Raw genomic sequence first — 19,190 nt, 5'->3', positions numbered from 1 at the left:
CCATGAAGCGCCTTCACGCAACGTGGTTCGTGCTCGGCGTCCTCGCGGTCGGAATGGCCGGCTGCGCGGACGACGAACCGACCGAGGCGGTCGACGCGGATGCGGGCGAGCGTGGTTCGGACGCTTCCTTGCCTGAAACAGGCGATGCCTCCACGCGCGCGCCGTTCGACCCGACGCCCCCGACAATCGCGTGCGCAACGTCGCCTTGCATCACGAAGCTCGTCGCCGGGCCCAACCACTATTGCGCAACCGCCAGCGATGGCACCGTGCGCTGTTGGGGTAAGCCGAGCGCGATTGGCAGCTTCGCCACGGGTGCCTCGGGCGGCGATCCCGGCGCCACTCCCGTGGTGCTCACCGGAATCCAGAACGTGCTCGACATCGGAGCAAGCTCGCTCCGCACGTGCATCGTGACCGCCGACGGTGCCGTATCGTGCTTCGGAAGCGAATCACCTGCGCCTACGCCCGTCGCCGGTGTCGAGGGAGCGACTCGGCTCGCCGTCGGGGAAGATCGCAGCTGCGCAGTGCTCGCCGACGGGCGACTGACCTGCTGGGGCGACAGCGCCGCCACGGGCAAGGGCTCCGGGGTCGTGTCCCTTGGCTCGGAAGGCGCCGCAGGAGCGACGATGGCGAGCACCGCCGCCTTCGCCATCGGGTCGGCCGGAACGCTCTATTCGTGGGGCTCCGATCCTTACATGCTCGGCCGCGAGTCGTCGCTCGCCGCGGACTGGACGCCTTTGCCCGTGCAGGGCATCGGCACCGTGCTCCAGGTCGCGGCGTCGGACCAACATGCCTGTGCGCTCACGGCCGACGGTCACATGTATTGCTGGGGGCGTGACGATCACGGCGCGCTCGGGCTCGGCGCCATCCGCAATACGCCCTCTCCGACCGAGGTGCTCTTCGCCGGGACCGCATGGCCGGCGCAGATCGCCGCTGCACTCACGCATTCGTGTGTGCGGATGACCAACGGTGATTTGAATTGTTGGGCCCGCACGAATACGTCGGGTGAGCTCGGATACAGCGAGCTCACGGGCGTTTTCATTCCGACGAAGGTTGGCCTCACCAGGCAGGTTGCCGCCGTCGCAACGGGCACCGGCTCCACGTGCGCGCTCGTCGTCGACGGCAGCGTGCTTTGTTGGGGCGACAACACTTACGGCCAGCTCGGCCTCGGCAAGCGCGATGCAAGCCGCCACCCGGAGCCCACCACGGTGGTGTTCCCATGACGTTCACGGGAGTGCGAGGAATCTGATGGCACGGCACCTTCGGTGGATAGGCGCGCTTTCGATGGCGTTCGTCCTGACGGCTGCAGCCTGCGGCTCCAAGAACGACGGCTTCGACGACGGCAGAGATCATCTGATTGGCGAAGCGGACGCAGGGGCCGACTCGGCGCCGTCGTGTGAAGGGCTCCGCTGCTCGGCGGACCTGCACAAGGTCATCGACGGCTGTACGCAAAACGTGGTCGAGGAATGCGCGCCCGACCTGGGATGTGCGAAGGGAACGTGTGTACCGGCCTGTGACAGCGTCGCTGCCTCGCAGGGTTCGATTGGTTGTTCGTTCTTCACGACTCCCCCGACACGCTGACCGACAGCGAGACGTCCTGCTTCGCGGCATTCGTTGCGAATACATGGACAACGCCGGTCACCGTCACGGCGGAGTTCGGAAGCACGCCGCTCGATATCTCGAAGAGCATCTATCGCGCGGTCGCAAACGGCAGTTCGATCACCTACGAGCCGATCGACGGGGCAATTCCGCCCGGTGAGCTGGGGATCGTCTTCCTCGCCGAAGGGATGAAGGGTCCGAACAATCCGAAGCACCTCAGCTGCCCTACGGGCACCACGCCCGCGTGGCGAGGGACGGCCGTCAAGGAACACGCCACGAGCATTTATTCGGCATTCCATTTGACGACCGATGCGCCGGTTTCGGCATATTCGCTGTTCCCGTACGGCGGCGCCACGAGCTACCTACCTTCGGCCACGTTGCTCCTGCCCACGCCCTCGTGGGACACGAATTATCTTCTGGTCGACGGCTGGAACTCGAACGCCAGTTATCCGTTCATCCAGATCGTCGCTCAGGAAGACGGCACCGAAGTGCGGCTGCGTCCGCGCGTCGACGTCCTCGACGGCAAGGGCGTGAAAGGCGGCGTTCGTGGTTCGGTTGCGAAGTGGACGCTCCAGCGCGGCCAGGTGCTCGAATTCACGCAGGACCAGAGTCTTGCAGGGAGTCCCATCGAGGCGAGTCATCCGGTCGCCGTCTTCGGCGGAAGCCAGTGCGCCTTCGTGGGTAACGAGGATTTCGCGTGCGACTCGCTCCATCAGCAAATCGCGCCGATTCACGAGTGGTCGTCTTCGTATTCCGCCGTGCCTTACAAGTCGCGCCGACGCGGACTCGATGGGGCGGTCACGGCGCCGGAGAGCGTGTACTTCCGCTTCGTAGGCGCCGCCGAGGGCACCGTGCTGACGTATTCGCCTGCCCCGCCGCCGAATGCCCCCGTTGCGCTCGCAAGCGGACAGGTCGTCACGTTCACGACCGACCAGATCTTCTCGGTAAAGAGCCAGGACAGCCTTCACCCGTTCTATCTCGCCGTCTACATGTCCGGTGCTGACAAGTATCGGACGACGGGTGACCCCGATTTCGTCAACGTCATTCCGGACGATCAGTTCCTCGACCGGTACGTCTTCTTTCTCGATCACACTTATGCGGAGAGCAATCTCACACTCGTGCGCCGAAAAGATGCGACCGGGTTCCACGACGTGAAGCTCGATTGCGTCGGCGTGGTGGGCGATTGGCAGCCACTCGGCACCGACGGCACCGCCGAATACACCTGGGTCGACATGACCCGCGCCCACGCGGGAGTTCGCACAGCGGTCGGGACTTGCGAGTACGGCCGCCACGAGGCGCTGAGCGACGGTCCTTTCGCGCTCTACGTCTGGGGAACGGACGAATACGCCAGTTACGGATTCCCTGCCGGAGCCGGCAGTCGCCCCACCTCTCCCTATTCGATTGTCGTGCGCTGAGCGCCGGCACGTTTCCCGAGCTTTCTTCGAGTCGCGCTTCGTTCTGATTCTGTCGTCGATTTCCGAAGGGCCGCCTTTTCGATGGGGCTGCCTTGCACCGCAGCCATTTTCTCAACCGCCGTCATTGTCGGCCGCTCGAATGGCGAGGCCGAGGAGATATCCAATGAATAAACATGCCGTTTGGGTGGTACCTGGCATTCTGACGATGACGACGCTGCTATGGGCTCCCGCTTGCTCGAGCAGCGACGACACCGGCTCGTCCGACATTCCCGATTCGGGAAACACCAATGCCGAAACCGGAACCAAGCCGGGCAATGAGGTCGACTCGAGCGCGCCTACCGATTCGTCGGTCCCGGACGTCAAGAATGACGTAAGCGACCCGGACGCGAACGGCGACTCGGGCTCCGTCGATCCGTACGTGGCCGCGTGTGCTCGTATCGACGCGTGCGCGACGGCCACGTCACCGCTCATCGGCATGAACGGCTGTTACAGCCTCATCACCGCGAAGCCGTTTGCGAGTTCGTTGTTCGGACTCGAGCTCGCGCAGCTCGAGAATCTTCGCTGCAAGCTGGCGGCGACCACCTGCACCGCCGTGCGAGCGTGCGACAAGCCGACGACCGACTACACGACGTTCTGCCAGACTGCCGAAGGCGGCAATCATTGCGATGGCAACGTGCACGTCCTCTGTGACGCCAACACGTTCGCGCCCATCATGGCCACGGACTGCGCCGCCACTGGCGAGATCTGCGGCGAAGCCAACTTCCAGGCAGGTTGTGGCAAGACGGCTTGCGAGCCCTACAACACCACGATCAACAGCTGCGCCGGCAACGTCCTCACGTCGTGCGCGGCGTACGGCGTGACGCGCGAGATCGACTGCGCCGCCAACAATGACGTGATCTATGTGAAGCCGGCTGGCAAGAAGACTCTCGCCACGACCGTGTGTGGTGCCGGCACCGACGGCAACAAGGCTTGTCTCGCCGATGGCGCCGATTGCACGGGTCTCACGCAACGCTGCGACGGCACGGTCCTCGAAACTTGCACCATGGGCAAGCTCGCGCGTCGCGATTGTGCCGCGCAGTCACCTTCGGGCCAGGGCTGCGTCACCGCGCTGACCGATGGCCCCGACCGCATCCAGGGCTCCCTCGCGTGCGGCGCCGTGAATCCGCCGTGTCACGAAACGGACAACGAGACCTGCGACGTCGCCACCGGCACCATCGGCTTCTGCGCCCTCACCGAAGCCAAAACCCTCGACTGCAAGTCTCTCGGTTATACCGGCTGCAAGACAACCACCGTCAACGGCCGCGTCACCGCCGCCTGCTTCCAGTAACCCACCACCTTCCGCAAACTTAGAAGGACCGGGGTTCCTTCTTTCCCCGCCAAGGCAACGGGAGACGGTGGCTGGACGACAGGGTGGCCATGAAGCCGCGCCAAGTGGTTCCCGGACGGGTCTACATGGTCACCCGACGCTGCACGAGAAGACACCATCTGCTCGCCCCCGACGAGTTCGTCGTCCAAACCTACGAGTACACTTTGGCCGAGGCGGCTCAGCGATTCGATATATCGCTCTTCGGCTGGACGACGATGAGCAATCATCAGCACGTTTTGCTCCGTGACAACGAGGGACAGCTACCTCGTTTCACGGGCCACATGCACAAGATGTTCTCGAAGGTCATCAATCCGTATCGCGGATGGACCGAGAACCTGTGGTCCACCGAGCAGCCGAACCACGTCTGGCTCGTCGACCCCGAGGATATGTTCGACAAGCTCCTCTACACGTTACTGAATCCCGTTGCGGCAGACCTGGTCGAGGAGGTCGCCCACTGGCCAGGAGCGAGCTCGCTTGCGCAAAACCTCTACGGACGAGAGCGCATCATCGAGCGACCATACGGCTACTTTCGCAAGAATGGACCGATGCCCCCGACCGTCACGCTTCGAGCGGAGCGGCTCCCGGGCTACGAACACCTCTCCCAAGAGGAGTGGAAGGAGAAGGTCTTCGATGGGGTCCGCAAGGGCGAAAAGCAAGAGCGAACGCGCCGCACGAGGGAGAAGCGTCGCGTCGTCGGGCGCAAGGCCGTCCTACGTACGAACCCCACGAGCAGGCCGAAAACGGAAGAGCCGAAGAACCGACTCAAACCGACGGTCGCCGCTCAGAATCCCGAACGCCGCGTAGCCGCGCTGGACATCTTGCGAGGATTCCTGGAGGCGTACACCGAAGCCCTGCGTCGCTTCATCCACGGGAAGCGAAATGTGGAATTTCCGTTAGGCACATACCGAATGCGCCTACTCGGCGCGCGATGCGCCATCGCACCAATTCTCGAATCCGGGAAACGAGCATTCAGCTAACGTCGTCGCCGGCCGGCAATTGCGCACCGCGCGAGCGAGCTTGGACGTCAATCGGCGAATCGTTAGAACCAAGATTCGTCGACGGGCGCATCGGCTGGACCTAGGACCACTGGGACGCCATCGTAGCGGAGGCGCTCGGTCGTGAAGACGAACGTGCGCAGCAAGTACAGCATGAGCGATCGCTGGTCGAGGCGCGGGTCGATGTACGGCGCGAGCTTCGTCGCGTGCGCTGCAGGCAAGAGGCTCCAGTGCAGGCCGGGCTTATGATGATGGATTCCGTGGAATCCATTGTTGAACGTGAGCCAATTGAAGACGCGTCCGACGAAGTTGCGTGAATGGTTGTACGGATGCGTTTCGTCGCAGCCATCATGCTGCAAGTAGTTGACGGTCGTGATGCCCCAAACCGCGTAGAGGCTCGGGACGAATCCGAGGAAGAGCGCCTTCTTCCAGGCAATCACGAGCATGAGGAGCTTTAGTCCCCACGTCACGACGATCTCCAAACGAAGCTGACGAACCCATTTCGGGTTCTTCTTCTCCATCATGCGGAGGAAGCGAGCATTCATCAGAGTGACGCCCGGTCCAATCCGAAGGAAGAAGAAGACCAGATTGAGCAGATTTGGACGATAGCGAAGCTTCGTCGTCCTCATCATGTCGCGTGGCGTCTGCGTATGGCCGTGATGGCTCAGGTTGTGACCGGGAACGTATTCGCTCACCGGAAATCCGTACGTGACGGAGAGAACGACCTGCGTGATGCGATTCAGCGTCCGCGATCGCCACATCGGGCAGTGCATCACGTTGTGCGCAATCACCGCATTGATGAACGCGGACGCGCACAACAACGCGCATGCCAGCACGCGCAAGAGCGTGGGAAGCGAGTCCCAGAACGTCCATGCAGCGCCAACGAGCACCAAGTGCCCGGCGATGAAAGCGATCGTTCGCCGATCCGAGGAGTATCGGAGCACATTGCCTCCACCCCCCTCGAGGACGGGAGCAACAAAAGCGTGGCTTGCGCGATCCGATGCCCTGCGACGTCAGAGCGTTTCGCCTTCGCTGACTCGCGCGCTCCGGATGAGCTGCTGGAGAGCGCGCGTCGGGCGCTCCGATCAGGTGGGGATTCAAGGAACCCCGGTCGGGCTAAGTCCCTATTTTCGCAGGTGAATGGGCCTTTAGGGGACCATGACGACTTTGCCGTGGCCGCCCTTTTCGGCGACGCGATGGGCTTCGCGGACGTCGGAGAACTTGAGCGTGCGGCTGACCGGCATGAGGAGCCGGGAGGCGGCGACTTCGCGCGCCAAACGGTCGAGCTGGGTGGGGTCGGGGTGGCTGACAATCGCTTTCACGCGAAGGTCGGAGCGGTCACCGACCGTCGGGGCGCCAAGCACGGAAGCGACAGCCCCTCCTCGCTTGATCTTGGGGAGGAGCTTGGCGATGACCGCGCCCCCGACCGTATCCGCGATGGCGTCGACCTCCGGAAGCGCGGCCACCTCGTCGTCGCGATCGAGGGCGAGCACGCCATCGACCCCGAGTGCCAAAGCCTCGTCCTTCTGGGAAGCACGAACCCCGGCGATGACGCGAGCCCCCAAGCCCTTGGCGACGAACACAGCCGTCCTCCCGACGCTGCCGACCGCACCGGTGATCAGGATCGTCTGGCCGCGTTGGGGCGCGATGCCTCGTTCGATCAGCTGGGCTCCGGTGAGAAGGACGAGAGGAAGGGCGGCCGCTTGTTCATCGCTCAGCCCAGCCGGGATACGGCTCAGCACGGACTCCTTCACGACCACGAACTCCGCATAGGCATGGCTCGCAAAGGCCATCACACGATCGCCGGGAGAGAACAGGGATGCGCCGGGCCCATTCGACCAAACCACGCCGGCAAGGTCCCGACCGAGAATGGTCGGCAGCTCGAGCGGCACGACCCGAGCCATGTACCCGCGACGGATCTTCCAGTCGACAGGGTTGATGCCCACGGCCGATGTCTTGACGAGCACCTCACCCGGCCCGGGGACGGGCGTCTCCGCATCCTCGTAAACGAGCTGGTCGACGTCACCGTATCCGTGGAGCTCGATGGCCTTCATGACTGCCTTCCCTTCCGCCCACCCGGAGCACGAGGAAGGAGCAAACCAAGTGCCGCCGAAGGCTCGAGAAACGCGTGGCCGATGGCTTGCAGCGCCCGAGAAACCAAGGAGTCGAAAGAGAGGGCCACCATGCTCGACATCGTCGTTCGCTACCTGCACGGTGCATTGGTTCCATTCCGTCTCGCCAGTTACCCGAGCGAGGAAGCCGAACCCAAAGTCGCCCTCCCACTTCCGCCGAACGCCATCCTCGTCGACACGCAGCTCGTCCAGATCGACGGCAGGCTCGCGCTCACCTGCTATCCAACCGGCGAGCAGATCGATCTCGCCGCCGTCGGCTCCGAGCTCGGCGGCTTCGCGACCGAAGGGAGCGTCGAGGATCTCCCCGACGAGTTCGCACGCGCCCAGGGCCCGATTCCCCCACTCGGCCAGATGATCGGCGTGCCGCTCATCCTCGACGAAAAGATCGCCGAGTACGGCGTCATCTGCTTCCGCGTGTTCACGCAGACCGACGTCATCGACATTCCCTACGACGACTTCGCCCGCCTCGAACAACCGCGCCTCGCGTCCATCGCGTCGGCCGGGGAGCTCCCCGCTGCACGCCCCGCGCGGCCACGCGCCAGCAACTGATACGACCGATACGCGCTCGAGCGAGTCAGCGAAACAGTCGCGCGAGACGACGCGGAAGTGCCCCTCGAGTTGCGGCAGCGGTGCGGAGGAGAGCGTGTGCCAGTAGAGAATGGTGCTCGCACGACGTGAGCGCGCGAGATCGAGCGCGCTCGCGAACGCCTTCGCCGTGTACGTCGGGTCGAGCACGAGGCCGGCGCGCGAAGCGATCTCCATCGCCTCGCTTCCCGCAGCCGTCGGGTATCCATACCCCCGCCCCACCCACCGCTCGTCGACGTCGATGCGGAGTGCTGCGCGCGATGCTGCAGCGCTCGACATGCCCGCGAGGCGCGCGGTCCGAAACGCAAGCCCGCGCGCGACCACCGACAGTGCGAGCACGGGATGCGAAACGGCAACGCCGACGACGCGCGTGCGCATCCCCATCTGTTCGAACCCCACGGCGAGCCCGGCGGTCGTCCCGCCCGAGCCGAGCGCCACGACGCACAGCTCGGGCTCGGGCAAGAGCCCGGCATCCACTTGTGCGGCGACTTCGCGCGCAGCCTCCACGAATCCCAGCGAGCCGAGCGCGTTCGAACCTCCGAGCGGCACGAAGAAGGAGTCCTTGCCGAGTCGCGCGAGCACCATGGGCGGCGCGGCAGCCCACGCCGGCGCAGCAATCCCCACGAGTCCGTGCGCGAGCGCCACGCGCAAGTTGTTCTCCGCGTGACGCGAAGGTGGCTGGCCGACGAGCACGGCCTCGACCTCGAAACCGAACTGCTCTCCGTAGAGCGCCGTGGCCACGACTTGATGGCTTCCCGCCGCACCGACGGTGACGAGTCGCCGGCGACCGAGATCACGCGCCGCCCCGAGCAGAAGCTCGAGCTTTCGCACCTTGTTGCCGCCGTAGACGTCGCTGGTTGCGTCATCGCGCTTGACGAAGACGGACGCACGATCGCCTGGAAAAATAGGCAATCGCTCGACGGGCGTCGGATACCTACCTATGGCGAGGCGCGTCATGAAATTCCCCGGCGCGGCACGCGAGTCCCGAATCGTGCCCGATCTTCATCGATGTCGAAAAGGAGTCTCCCGGCGAAACATTTCCGAAACCGGAGGAGGGACAAAACACCTTGGCAGTCTCGAGCGGGTGGAGTCTCATCGCTGACCTCCAGACGCCAAGCTCATCCCGATCCCACGCCCCAAGCGCGCCCGCACGCGACGTAACGAAGATACCGAAGCACCAGTCGAGCTAGCCATGAAGAAGATCGAGGCCATCATCAAGCCGTTCAAGCTCGACGAGGTGAAGGACGCCCTCGCCGAAGTCGGCGTGCAGGGAATGACCGTCACCGAGGTCAAAGGTTTCGGTCGCACCGGCGGCAAGAAAGAGGTCTATCGCGGGTCGGCCTACGTGGTCGACTTCGTCCCGAAGGTGAAGATCGAGATCGTGGTGCCCGACGAGCTCGTGCACGACGTTCTCGACGCCATCGAGAAGTCCGCGAAGACCGGTCGCATCGGCGACGGAAAGATCTTCGTGAGCCCAATCGAGGAAGCCGTTCGCATCCGCACAGGCGAACGAGGCAAAGACGCTATCTGACGGGGCTGCACGCTCCGCCCCACACAAAACCCAGCAGGGGAATCCCATGAAGCCGAAGGAAGTCATCGAGTTCGCCAAGAAGAACGACGTCAAATTCGTCGATCTCAAGTTCATCGATTTCCCGGGTGTCTGGCAGCACACCACGCTGCCCGCTCACCGCCTGGACGAATCGCTGTTCGAAGACGGGATCCAGTTCGACGGTTCGTCGGTGCGCGGATGGCAGCCGATCAACGCGTCGGACATGACGATGATCCCGGACCCGGAGACGGCGAAGCTCGATCCCTTCTTCGCTCATCCGACGCTCTCGCTCGTCTGCTCGGTCTACGACCCGATCACCAAGCAGCCCTACTCGCGTGACCCGCGCCACATCGCGAAGAAGGCGGAAGCCTACCTTCGCCAGACGGGCATCGCCGACACGTCGTACATGGGCCCCGAGGCGGAGTTCTTCATCTTCGACGACGTCCGCTTCGACCACTCGAAGCCGAACGAGGGCTACTACTACCTCGACAGCGCGGAAGGCGCCTGGAACTCAGGCCGCGAGGAGTACCCGAACCTCGGCTACAAGACGCGCCACAAGGAAGGCTACTTCCCCGTCCCCCCGACCGACACCCTCGCCAACCTCCGCATGGAGATGATGCTGGCGCTCGAGGCCTCGGGCGTCGAGGTCGAAGTCGGCCACCACGAGGTCGCCACCGGCGGCCAGTGCGAGATCGGCATCAAGTTCCATCGCATGCTCCCCTGCGGCGATCAGCTGATGTGGTTCAAGTACGTCGTCAAGAACATCGCGCGCAAGCACGGCAAGACCGTCACGTTCATGCCGAAACCGCTCTTCGGCGACAACGGCTCGGGCATGCACGTGCACCAGTCGCTCTGGAAGGAGGGCAAGCCCCTCTTCGCCGGCGACGGCTATGCAGGGCTCTCGCAGATGGCGCTCCACTACATCGGCGGCATCATCAAGCACGCGAAGTCGCTCGCGGCGTTCACCAACCCCACGACGAACAGCTACCGCCGTCTCGTCCCGGGCTTCGAGGCGCCGGTCAACCTTGCGTACTCGAGCCGCAACCGCTCGGCCTCGGTCCGCATCCCGATCACGGGCCCCTCGCCGAAGACGCGCCGCGTCGAGATCCGCTTCCCCGACCCGAGCTGCAACCCGTACCTCGCCTTCAGCGCGATGCTGCTCGCCGGCCTCGACGGCATCCAGAACAAGATCGACCCGGGTGATCCGCTCGACAAGGACATCTACGCCCTCAGCCCCGAGGAGCTGAAGAACGTCCCGCACATGCCGGGCAGCCTCGAAGAGGCACTCGACCACCTCGAGCGCGATCACGAGTTCCTCCTCCGTGGCGACGTCTTCACCAAGGACGCCATCCACGAGTGGCTCGACTACAAGCGCACGAAGGAACTGAACCCGATCCGCATGCGTCCCACGCCGCACGAGTTCTTCCTCTACTTCGACATCTGATCGAAGCGATCGACGACACGACCAAGGGCGCGAGGCCTCGAGCTTCGCGCCCTTCGTCATTTCCGGCCCCCGCTCACACCAAGATTCGATGGCTCGATGCGACGCCTGAGGACGACGCGGCCCGTGCACGCAGCACGCGCACTCCAAACATCCGCAGTCGGCAGCGCGAGGATGCTGGTTAGGTTGCGGCGCATGCAGGTCCGCGCCGCCGTCGCCTACGAAGCGAAGAAGCCGCTCGTCGTCGAAACCGTCGAACTCGAAGGCCCGAAGGCCGGCGAGGTTCTCGTCGAGCTGAAGGCCACGGGGATCTGCCACACCGACGAGTTCACGCTCTCCGGTGCCGATCCCGAGGGACTCTTCCCGGTGATCTTCGGGCACGAAGGCGCAGGCGTGGTCGTCGATCTCGGTCCTGGCGTCACCTCACTCGCCAAAGGCGACCACGTGATCCCGCTCTACACGCCCGAGTGTCGGCAGTGCAAATCGTGCCTGAGCCGCAAGACGAATCTGTGCACGAAGATCCGAGCCACACAGGGCAAGGGCGTGATGCCCGATGGAACGAGCCGCTTCTCCATCGGCAAGACGAAGCTCCATCACTACATGGGCTGCTCGACCTTCTCGAACTACACGGTGCTTCCGGAGATCGCACTCGCGAAGATCCGTCCCGACGCGCCGTTCGACAAGGTCTGCTACGTCGGCTGCGGCGTGACGACGGGCGTCGGCGCAGTGGTGAACACGGCGAAGGTCGACCCCGGTTCGAACGTGGTCGTGTTCGGCCTCGGTGGAATCGGCCTCAACGTGGTGCAAGGTGCACGCATCGCCGGTGCAGACATGATCGTGGGCGTCGACATCAACCCGCAGCGCGAAGCGCTCGCGAAGCAGTTCGGAATGACTCACTTCGTGAATCCGAAGACCGTGAAAGGCGATCTCGTGAGTCATCTGGTCGACCTCACGAACGGCGGAGCCGACTACTCGTTCGAATGCGTGGGCAGTGTGGACCTCATGAGACAGGCGCTGGAGTGCTGTCACCGCGGTTGGGGTGAGAGCATCATCATCGGCGTCGCTGGCGCGGGTCAGGAGATCAAGACGCGCCCCTTCCAGCTCGTGACCGGACGGGTGTGGAAAGGCTCGGCGTTCGGCGGCGCGCGAGGGCGCACGGACACGCCGAAAATCGTGGATTGGTACATGAACGGGAAGATCGAGATCGACCCGCTCATCACCCACACGCTTCCGCTCGACCGTATCAACGAAGGCTTCGACTTGATGCGGGCCGGCCAATCGATCCGCACCGTTGTCGTCTACTAACCCCAGAGGTCGCGTGAGTTGAGCCGGATCGCGAAGCAACGTTTCGCGCAGGCAAGGCGCGACGACGAGGAATACTCGCCGTATTTCGAGGAGTCGCAACGCAGCCTGCGAGGAACGGGGCGAGTGAGGCGGTTCGAGTCAGGCGACCTCTGGGGTTAAGACGCGCGTCGCGCGACCGAACCGCGTGGCATGATGCGACCACGCGCGAGTGATCTGCGCGCTTGCGACACGATCGAGCGACGTATCGTGTCCATGATGTCCGCGTGATCGCCGCGTGATCGCCGCGTGAAACGAGCACGCGCGTCTTCGTTCTCTCGTGGCTCCCTCTTTGCACGTGGCTCTCGCCGGAGAGTGAGGGAAACATGCCGAAGAAGAGGACGATGACGAGGGGGACGCGAGCGAAGAGCGGCAAGTCGAAGACGACGCGCTCGGGATCCCGCATGGTCGAAGAAATGGATTCGCTGTTCGGCAGCAAGCCGCGTGCATCGAAGAGCCGTCGCGTGAGCGTGTCACTCGCGCCGGCGAAGAAGAGCAGCTCGAAGCGCACGAAAGCGAAGGTCGCGAAAGGTCGGACGACACGCGCGCGCAAGTCGAGCGCTCGTTCGCGGACTGGCGCGAGCACTGGAACGATGTCGAGCCGCACGCGCACTGCGGCACGCCGGAAGACGCGTCGCGCGGGCAGCGCTGCAGCAAAGCGGGTCACGACCAGCCGAACCTCGCCGCGTCGCAGCAGCGCGCGCCGGAAGGCGAGCACGAGCCGGCGCACCTCGACTCGTCGCACCACGCGCTCGCAAGCGCGCAAGCCGCGCTGAGTGGCAGCCGGCAGGCCACGGGAGCGTTCTCGTAGGGTCGTCGGGGTTCGACCGCGAACGAGAACGACGAGAGCGCTCTTCCGTTGCTTCGATCACGCGCCGAAAGCGGCGCGCGGACGCTTCACTTCACGCCGGGGAAGCTCTTGCAGGCGGCGTCGAAGGTGCTGAGCGCGTCTTGCAGGCTGGTCGTGAGATCGCCGTTGCAGATCGAGCTGAACATCCCGTTCTTGCCAACCAGGTTGACGAACTGCTTGAGGCGCTGAGCGTCGATCGCCTTGCCGAAGCCCGACGTGCAGGCCTTGTCGCCGGCGATGACGGCGGTGGCCCAGCGGTTCGCCCCTCCGGCGACCCCGTCGAGCATCGCCTTGTACTCGGCCACGGGTTTCACGCCTTGCATGGTGATGCAGACGTCGTCCGCAATCGTAAAGTTGTTGTCTTGGCGCGAGCAATCGTCTTCGTCCGTGAGGATGACCACGGCGAGCAGCGCGTCGGGGCGCAGGAAGCCGGCATTCGTTCCGTCGGCGACGCGATCGTTCAGCGCAAGCTTGAGCGACTCGAGAGGCATCTCGATGCTCGGACCGCTCGTGCCGACTTCGGCGAGACACGAGAACGTCTGATCCGCGTTCGAATCGTTTCGTTCGACCCAGCGACGGACCGAGCCGCAATCCTTCTTCTGACGGAACGCCCCGTTGTCTCCCTTCTCCGACTGCGGCGGAAGCGGGATGGGGAACGGAATCGGCGGGCTGATGTTGTAGTCGACGTCGCGCCCCGTGGTGGTCACCGCCACGCGCCAATCGAGCTTCGACCCGCTCTTGGTCTGGTAGTCGTTGAGGACCTTCACGAATTTCGGGAAGTTCGCCGCGAGGTTCGACTGCTCCTCCTGCATCGAGCCCGAGTCGTCGACGATGAACACGAGGTCCATCTTCTGACACTCGTTGGAGGGCTCGGCCGTGGCCGCATCCGCACCGTTCGTACCGAGCGAGCCGGCAGGACCGTTGTTGCTGCCATCCCCCGTCGTCGGGTCCGTGCTGTCATGATCGAAACCGTTGCGCGCTGTCGATGATCCACACGCGACAGCCGCCACGACCGCACAAAAGCCGATGCTACCGAGGAGACGCGCACGAAGACGCGCACGCAGATTCGATGTTCGGCCCAGCGTTGTGTGCACGTTCACGTCTACCTCCAGCCCCGAAACACGTGCATCCTGCACGTCGCGAGCGGAGGCGTTGTAGCATCCAGTCCTCAGCCCAGCCGGTCGGTACGAAACGCGCGATGCCGTTGAGACAAATCGAGCTCACCGTCCTGTCACAGCTCGATCACAGCCTGGTTCCGGCACTCCATGCGCCTTACACGCGTTTCCATCCAGCGTGACTGTCACGGCCATCCTGCCAAGTAAGGGCCATGGACAAACGCAACGCGCCGCCCCGGACGAACCGGAAGCGGCGCGCGTCACTGTAAAGTGAGAAGAGGGATCAGGCCTCGGCGAGGCCGCGCTTGTCCTTCTTGCCCGGCTTCTTGCCCGGCTTCTTGGCGTCGGCCTTGGCAGCAGCCTTCGCCGCCTTCTTGGCGTGACCGTTCACGCCGTTGGTGTGGCCGTTGACGCCGTTTCCGTTCGCGTGGCCGTTGGTCTTCGCCTCGACCTTCGTGCCCTTCACCTTCGTGCCGAGGAGATCGGCGGCGAGCTGCGCGGCGCGGGTCGTCTTCTCCCACGCGAAGTCGCTGCGGCCGAAGTGACCGTAGGCGGCCGTGGGACGGTAGACCGGCGCGAGGAGGCCGAGCTCGTCGATGAGGGCCTTGGGGCGCATGTCGAAGTGCTCGAGGATGTACTTCTCGAGCTTCTCGTCCGCGACCTTGCCCGTGCCGAACGTGTTGACGTGGACGCCGACGGGGCGTGCGACGCCGATCGCGTAGGCGATCTGGACTTCGCAGCGCTTGGCGAGACCGGCCGCGACGACGTTCTTCGCGATGAAGCGCCCGTAGTAGCAAGCCGAGCGGTCGACCTTCGACGGGTCCTTGCCGCTGAACGCGCCGCCGCCGTGACGGCCCATGCCGCCGTAGGTGTCGACGATGATCTTGCGGCCCGTAAGACCGCAATCGCCCTGCGGACCACCGACGACGAAGCGACCCGTCGGGTTGACGTGGAACTTCGTGTTCTTGTCGATGAGCTTCTTCGGGATGACCTTGTCGATGACGAGGTCGAGGATCGCCTCACGGAGCGCCTTGTACTTCACGCTCTCGTTGTGCTGCGTCGAGACGACGATCGCGTCGACGCGGACCGGGATCTCGTTCTCGTACTCGAGCGTGACCTGGGTCTTGCCGTCGGGGCGGAGGAAGTCGACCTTCTTGCTCTTGCGGATGGCCGCGAGCTGACGCGCGAGCTGGTGCGCGTAGTCGATGGGCGCCGGCATGAGGTTCGGCGTCTCGTCGGTGGCATAGCCGAACACGAGGCCCTGGTCGCCGGCCCCCTGCTCCTTGTGCATGCCCTCGCCCTCGGTGACACCCTGCGAGATGTCCGGGCTCTGCTTCTCGACGGCCGTGAGAACGGCGCACGTGTTGCCGTCGAAGCCGATCGACGAATCGTTGTAGCCGATGTCGAGCACCGTCTTGCGGACGATGGTGGGGACGTCGACCGTCGCGGTGGTGGTGATCTCACCGGCGACGACGACCATGCCCGTCTTCGCCAGCGACTCGCACGCAACACGTGCGCGCGAATCCTGGGTCAGGATGGCGTCGAGGATCGCGTCGGAGACCGCATCACAAAGCTTGTCGGGATGTCCCTCAGTGACCGATTCCGACGTGAACTGGTAACGTGCCATTCGCCACTCCTGAAAGAAGATTCGAGGCAGAGGCATAGCGCGACCTGCCATGGACGCAAAGGGCTATCGGACGGCGCGGGAAGCGCTCGAGCCGCCGTCCGATCGTCCTCGCCACGGCCATTCAGGAGGCTGGAATACTGCAGCTGGGGGCCCAGCACGGGTGCTGGGTCGCCCCCCCTCAGCTCTTCTTGCGAGGCGCGTCCGCGGGGGGCTCGTCCCACGGTTCGACGCGCTCAATGCGCTTCACCCAGTCGCCGTGTTCGTCACGGATTTCCGGCAGCTGCGGGCCGCTGAGAGGAGGAGCTTTGACGCTCGGCCGTACGGCAAGCTCGACGTCCGAGCCGGGCCGGGCCGCAATCGCGAGGGTCGCCGCAGGATCGAACGAAAGCGGTGCGGTAGGCCCCCCGACCTGATCGTAGAAGCGAACCGCGACACGACCCAAGCGTTCGGCGCCGAGCTCCTCCGAAATGCGTCGCCACGTGCAGCCCTCCGTGAGCGCCGCGACGAAAGCCTCGGCCGAAGAGAAGGTTACCGTGTGCCGCAAAATGGTGTGCCGAACGAGCGACAGCCCCGCATCCTCGAACATGCGCTGCATCGACTCGCGATCTCCTTCGATGCGCGTGCGCTTCTGGGCGACCTCGGGCTCGAGCTCCTTGAGGGCCACCGCCATCAGCTCGAATGGATCGCCCTCGTCGGGCGGTCCCCACGTGAGGACACCGACCTTGCCGTGCGCAGAGAGCGCAGGCGTCCACTTCTTGATGAGCGCAACGCGATCATCGAACTGCCAGAGCCCGAACGCACAAAGGATGGCGTTCCAAGCGCCGTCACCGACGTCGCCTGCATCGGCTCGTTCCACGGTGACGGATTTCAGGTCCGCCTTCGCGACCTGGGCTTCGCAAACACGAACCATTTCCACGCTCGCGTCCGTCGCGCGGACCACGCCCCTGTCTCCCAGCGCGCGCGCGACGGCGAGCACTTCGGAGCCGGGTCCTGCGGAGGTGACCAAGACGCGTTGACCGGGCGAAAGCGCGAGCTCCCGCACGAGATCGAGGTGGTACGGCGTGAAGCGCGGCACCCACTCTTCGAGGTAACGCTCCGCGGCGCGGTCCCAGGGTGTACCCATGGTCGCAAAGTGTACCCGAGCGAGCGTGCTGCCGACCAGCACGAGCAGCCCGAGGGAGCGAGGTCGGGTGAGAAGCGCGGGCCCCGCGCCGCATGTCGGCGACTTGCGACCGAACGAAGTCGGGCGTCGGTGCATGGCGAAGCGTGACGCGGTTTGCGGTTGACCTTTTTCGTCGTGGGAAGCAGGCCTGCCAATCCGTGCGCTCTGCAACAACCAACGACCTCCCTTGCGCCGATGACGCGGGCCCGGAGAGCGCCTTCGCCGCCTGGAGCGCCGGCGTAGGTGGCCCGTCGCGCATGGCCCGGCGGGTCGAGGTCGACCAAGCCCCGCCGTAACACGAAAAACCACGCGGTAGCGCTTCCGCCTACCTCCATTTTCTGCGCGCCTCGGCAAGCTTCCGCAGCTGACACAGCACGGCCAGTCGACTACGCTCCGCGCGCAATGACCGAGCAGCTTCGAAGGACTTCTCTCTACGATCGCCACGTGAAGTTGGGCGGACGCATGGTGCCGTTCACGGGCTTCGAGTTGCCCGTGCAATACTCGGGCATCGCCGCCGAACACCAGGCCGTGCGCACGGCTTGCGGCCTCTTCGACGTCTCGCACATGGGCGAGCTCGAGCTCCGCGGCGAGCACGCCGGCCAGGTCGTGAACTACCTGATCACGAACGACGCTTCGAAGCTCGTCGACGGTCAGGCGCTCTACACCTGCGCATGCAACGAGCAGGGCACGATCCTCGACGACCTCATCGTCTACCGCGCCGCGCAGGATCGCTGGCTTATCGTCTGCAACGCCGCGAACCACGACAAGATCGCCGCGCACTTCAAGAAGGCCGCGCAGGATCACTGCGAGTTCGAAGACCGCACCGACGATACCGCGCTCATCGCGCTCCAGGGCCCCAAGGCCTTCGACGTCCTCGCCGCCGCCGGTGGTGACGCCGCGGAGCTCAAGAGCCTGAAGACGTTCCACTTCCGCGATGCCGTCGTCGCGAACGTTCGCTGCACGGTCGCGCGCACCGGCTACACGGGCGAAGACGGCGTCGAGATCTTCTGCGCCTGGAACGACGCTCCGGCGCTCTGGGATCAGCTTCTCACGCTTGGCGAGCCCTTCGGCATCAAGCCCGCCGGCCTCGGCGCGCGTGACACGCTTCGTCTCGAGGCGCGCCTCTCGCTCTACGGCAACGACATCGACGAGAGCACCAACCCGATCGAAGCGGGTCTCGGCTGGGTCACCAAGCTCGACAAGGCGGACTTCATTGGGAAGACCGCGCTCGAGAAGGTCAAGGCTGCGCCGCTTCCCCGCAAGCTCGTCGGCTTCGAGGTGACCGGTCGCGGAATCGCCCGCCACGGTTATCCGTTGCGTGACCTCGATGGGAACGAAGTCGGCCTCTGCACCAGCGGAAGCCCGGGACCCACGGTGGGCAAGAACATCGGCCTCGGCTATCTGCCGAGCGCCATGACGACAGTCGGAACGAAATTCCTCGTCGACTGCCGCGGCAAACACATCGAAGCGGTGGTCGTGAAGACCCCGTTCTACGACCGGAAGAAGAACGCATGAGCGACAACATCCCCGCGGGGCTCAAGTACACGACCGATCACGAGTGGGCGAAGGTCGAAGGAACGCGCGTGACCGTCGGCATCACGGCGTTCGCGGTCGAGCAGCTCGGTGACATCACCCTCGTCAACCTCGACGTCAAAGTCGGCGACGAGCTGACCGCCGGCAAGGCGTTCGGCACGATCGAGAGCGTCAAGACGCTGAGCGATCTCTTCGCGCCGATCTCCGGCAAGATCCTCGAGGTCAACAAGGCCCTCGACGGCTCGCCCGAGCTCGTCAACGAAGACTGCTACGGCAAGGCTTGGATGATCGTCCTCGAAGCGAAGGACGAGTCGGCACTCGCCTCCCTGATGGACGAGGCGGCCTACGCCGCGCACGTCAAAGCCTCAGCCCACTGATCCACGCTCGAGCACCAGAGCTCGTGAAGCCGCATGTCCACCCCGACGCGAGGGCAGGACATGCGGCTTTTTCGTGGCCGTTCTTCGATTGGAGACCGTGAGCTAC

The 19,190-nt window shown here is 64.7% G+C and carries 16 protein-coding genes; 11 read left to right on the top strand and 5 right to left on the bottom strand.

The genetic code is table 11. The annotated features are described in order from the left end of the window. Positions 1–2: 2 nt before the first annotated feature. The 5 genes from AKJ09_RS28035 (at position 3) to AKJ09_RS28015 (ending at position 5,354) form a co-directional block, all read left to right on the top strand. A complete protein-coding gene (locus AKJ09_RS28035; protein ID WP_146650931.1) occupies positions 3–1,220 on the top strand; it encodes an RCC1 domain-containing protein in 1,218 nt (405 codons plus the stop codon). Between the two features lie 61 nt (positions 1,221–1,281). Continuing rightward, positions 1,282–1,578, top strand: coding sequence for a hypothetical protein (locus AKJ09_RS28030; protein ID WP_146650930.1), 297 nt, complete (start codon positions 1,282–1,284; stop codon positions 1,576–1,578). Then, complete coding sequence (locus AKJ09_RS28025; protein ID WP_146650929.1) at positions 1,545–3,011, top strand: IgGFc-binding protein; 1,467 nt, start codon at positions 1,545–1,547, stop codon at positions 3,009–3,011. The genes AKJ09_RS28030 and AKJ09_RS28025 overlap by 34 nt, the downstream gene beginning before the upstream one ends. A 163-nt stretch (positions 3,012–3,174) precedes the next feature. Then, complete coding sequence (locus tag AKJ09_RS28020; RefSeq protein ID WP_146650928.1) at positions 3,175–4,338, top strand: hypothetical protein; 1,164 nt, start codon at positions 3,175–3,177, stop codon at positions 4,336–4,338. Positions 4,339–4,427: 89 nt separating this feature from the next. Continuing rightward, a complete protein-coding gene (locus AKJ09_RS28015) occupies positions 4,428–5,354 on the top strand; it encodes a transposase (protein ID WP_146650927.1) in 927 nt (308 codons plus the stop codon). Between the two features lie 62 nt (positions 5,355–5,416). Here AKJ09_RS28015 and AKJ09_RS28010 read toward each other — a convergent pair whose 3' ends face one another. Beyond that, positions 5,417–6,316: a fatty acid desaturase family protein gene (locus tag AKJ09_RS28010; RefSeq protein WP_146650926.1), complete on the bottom strand. Its 900-nt coding sequence runs from the start codon at positions 6,314–6,316 to the stop codon at positions 5,417–5,419. 204 nt (positions 6,317–6,520) lie between these two features. After that, positions 6,521–9,046, bottom strand: coding sequence for a pyridoxal-phosphate dependent enzyme (locus tag AKJ09_RS28005; RefSeq protein WP_146650925.1), 2,526 nt, complete (start codon positions 9,044–9,046; stop codon positions 6,521–6,523). A 235-nt stretch (positions 9,047–9,281) separates the two neighbouring features. Between AKJ09_RS28005 and AKJ09_RS28000 the strand changes: the two genes are divergently transcribed. From AKJ09_RS28000 to AKJ09_RS27985, 4 genes are all read left to right on the top strand, one after another. Next, positions 9,282–9,620 (top strand): P-II family nitrogen regulator, encoded by a 339-nt coding sequence (locus tag AKJ09_RS28000; RefSeq protein WP_146650924.1) that lies wholly within the window; start codon positions 9,282–9,284, stop codon positions 9,618–9,620. 46 nt (positions 9,621–9,666) lie between these two features. Next, positions 9,667–11,082 (top strand): type I glutamate--ammonia ligase, encoded by a 1,416-nt coding sequence (gene glnA, locus AKJ09_RS27995; protein WP_146650923.1) that lies wholly within the window; start codon positions 9,667–9,669, stop codon positions 11,080–11,082. A gap of 192 nt (positions 11,083–11,274) precedes the next feature. Further along, positions 11,275–12,384, top strand: coding sequence for an S-(hydroxymethyl)glutathione dehydrogenase/class III alcohol dehydrogenase (locus AKJ09_RS27990; RefSeq protein WP_146650922.1), 1,110 nt, complete (start codon positions 11,275–11,277; stop codon positions 12,382–12,384). Positions 12,385–12,746: 362 nt separating this feature from the next. Next, the gene (locus AKJ09_RS27985) at positions 12,747–13,196 is read left to right on the top strand and encodes a hypothetical protein (RefSeq protein ID WP_146650921.1); all 450 of its coding nucleotides are present in this window, start codon (positions 12,747–12,749) and stop codon (positions 13,194–13,196) included. Between the two features lie 121 nt (positions 13,197–13,317). On the opposite strand, the gene AKJ09_RS27980 is transcribed toward AKJ09_RS27985, so the two are convergent. The 3 genes from AKJ09_RS27980 to AKJ09_RS27970 all read right to left on the bottom strand — a co-directional run bounded on the left by AKJ09_RS27980 (position 13,318) and on the right by AKJ09_RS27970 (position 17,135). Beyond that, on the bottom strand, positions 13,318–14,370 hold the full coding sequence (locus tag AKJ09_RS27980; protein ID WP_146650920.1) for a hypothetical protein: 1,053 nt from the start codon (positions 14,368–14,370) through the stop codon (positions 13,318–13,320). Positions 14,371–14,668: 298 nt separating this feature from the next. Beyond that, positions 14,669–16,012, bottom strand: a complete 1,344-nt coding sequence (metK, locus tag AKJ09_RS27975; protein WP_146650919.1) for a methionine adenosyltransferase — start codon at positions 16,010–16,012, stop codon at positions 14,669–14,671. A 178-nt stretch (positions 16,013–16,190) separates the two neighbouring features. After that, entirely contained in the window at positions 16,191–17,135 is a 945-nt protein-coding gene (locus tag AKJ09_RS27970) for a class I SAM-dependent methyltransferase (protein ID WP_146650918.1), read from the bottom strand. 441 nt (positions 17,136–17,576) lie between these two features. Between AKJ09_RS27970 and gcvT the strand changes: the two genes are divergently transcribed. Together gcvT and gcvH are read left to right on the top strand one after the other, a co-directional pair. After that, on the top strand, positions 17,577–18,689 hold the full coding sequence (gene gcvT, locus AKJ09_RS27965; protein ID WP_146650917.1) for a glycine cleavage system aminomethyltransferase GcvT: 1,113 nt from the start codon (positions 17,577–17,579) through the stop codon (positions 18,687–18,689). Continuing rightward, a complete protein-coding gene (gene gcvH / locus AKJ09_RS27960) occupies positions 18,686–19,084 on the top strand; it encodes a glycine cleavage system protein GcvH (RefSeq protein ID WP_146650916.1) in 399 nt (132 codons plus the stop codon). Before gcvT ends, gcvH begins: the two co-directional genes overlap by 4 nt. Positions 19,085–19,190 lie beyond the last annotated feature (106 nt).

The organism is Labilithrix luteola (assembly GCF_001263205.1).
In the GTDB taxonomy this organism is placed as follows: Bacteria; Myxococcota_A; Polyangia; order Polyangiales; family Polyangiaceae; genus Labilithrix; species Labilithrix luteola.
This window is presented reverse-complemented; position numbering and strand designations above follow the sequence as displayed.

Coding starts and splice junctions, on each gene's coding strand:
- AKJ09_RS28030 (WP_146650930.1), top strand. CDS start 1,282: ATGGCGTTCGTCCTGACGGCTGCAGCCTGCGGCTCCAAGAACGACGGC.
- AKJ09_RS28020 (WP_146650928.1), top strand. CDS start 3,175: ATGAATAAACATGCCGTTTGGGTGGTACCTGGCATTCTGACGATGACG.
- metK (WP_146650919.1), bottom strand. CDS start 16,012: ATGGCACGTTACCAGTTCACGTCGGAATCGGTCACTGAGGGACATCCC.
- AKJ09_RS28035 (WP_146650931.1), top strand. CDS start 3: ATGAAGCGCCTTCACGCAACGTGGTTCGTGCTCGGCGTCCTCGCGGTC.
- AKJ09_RS28005 (WP_146650925.1), bottom strand. CDS start 9,046: ATGACGCGCCTCGCCATAGGTAGGTATCCGACGCCCGTCGAGCGATTG.
- gcvT (WP_146650917.1), top strand. CDS start 17,577: ATGACCGAGCAGCTTCGAAGGACTTCTCTCTACGATCGCCACGTGAAG.
- AKJ09_RS27985 (WP_146650921.1), top strand. CDS start 12,747: ATGCCGAAGAAGAGGACGATGACGAGGGGGACGCGAGCGAAGAGCGGC.
- AKJ09_RS28000 (WP_146650924.1), top strand. CDS start 9,282: ATGAAGAAGATCGAGGCCATCATCAAGCCGTTCAAGCTCGACGAGGTG.
- gcvH (WP_146650916.1), top strand. CDS start 18,686: ATGAGCGACAACATCCCCGCGGGGCTCAAGTACACGACCGATCACGAG.
- glnA (WP_146650923.1), top strand. CDS start 9,667: ATGAAGCCGAAGGAAGTCATCGAGTTCGCCAAGAAGAACGACGTCAAA.
- AKJ09_RS28015 (WP_146650927.1), top strand. CDS start 4,428: ATGAAGCCGCGCCAAGTGGTTCCCGGACGGGTCTACATGGTCACCCGA.
- AKJ09_RS27970 (WP_146650918.1), bottom strand. CDS start 17,135: ATGGGTACACCCTGGGACCGCGCCGCGGAGCGTTACCTCGAAGAGTGG.
- AKJ09_RS27990 (WP_146650922.1), top strand. CDS start 11,275: ATGCAGGTCCGCGCCGCCGTCGCCTACGAAGCGAAGAAGCCGCTCGTC.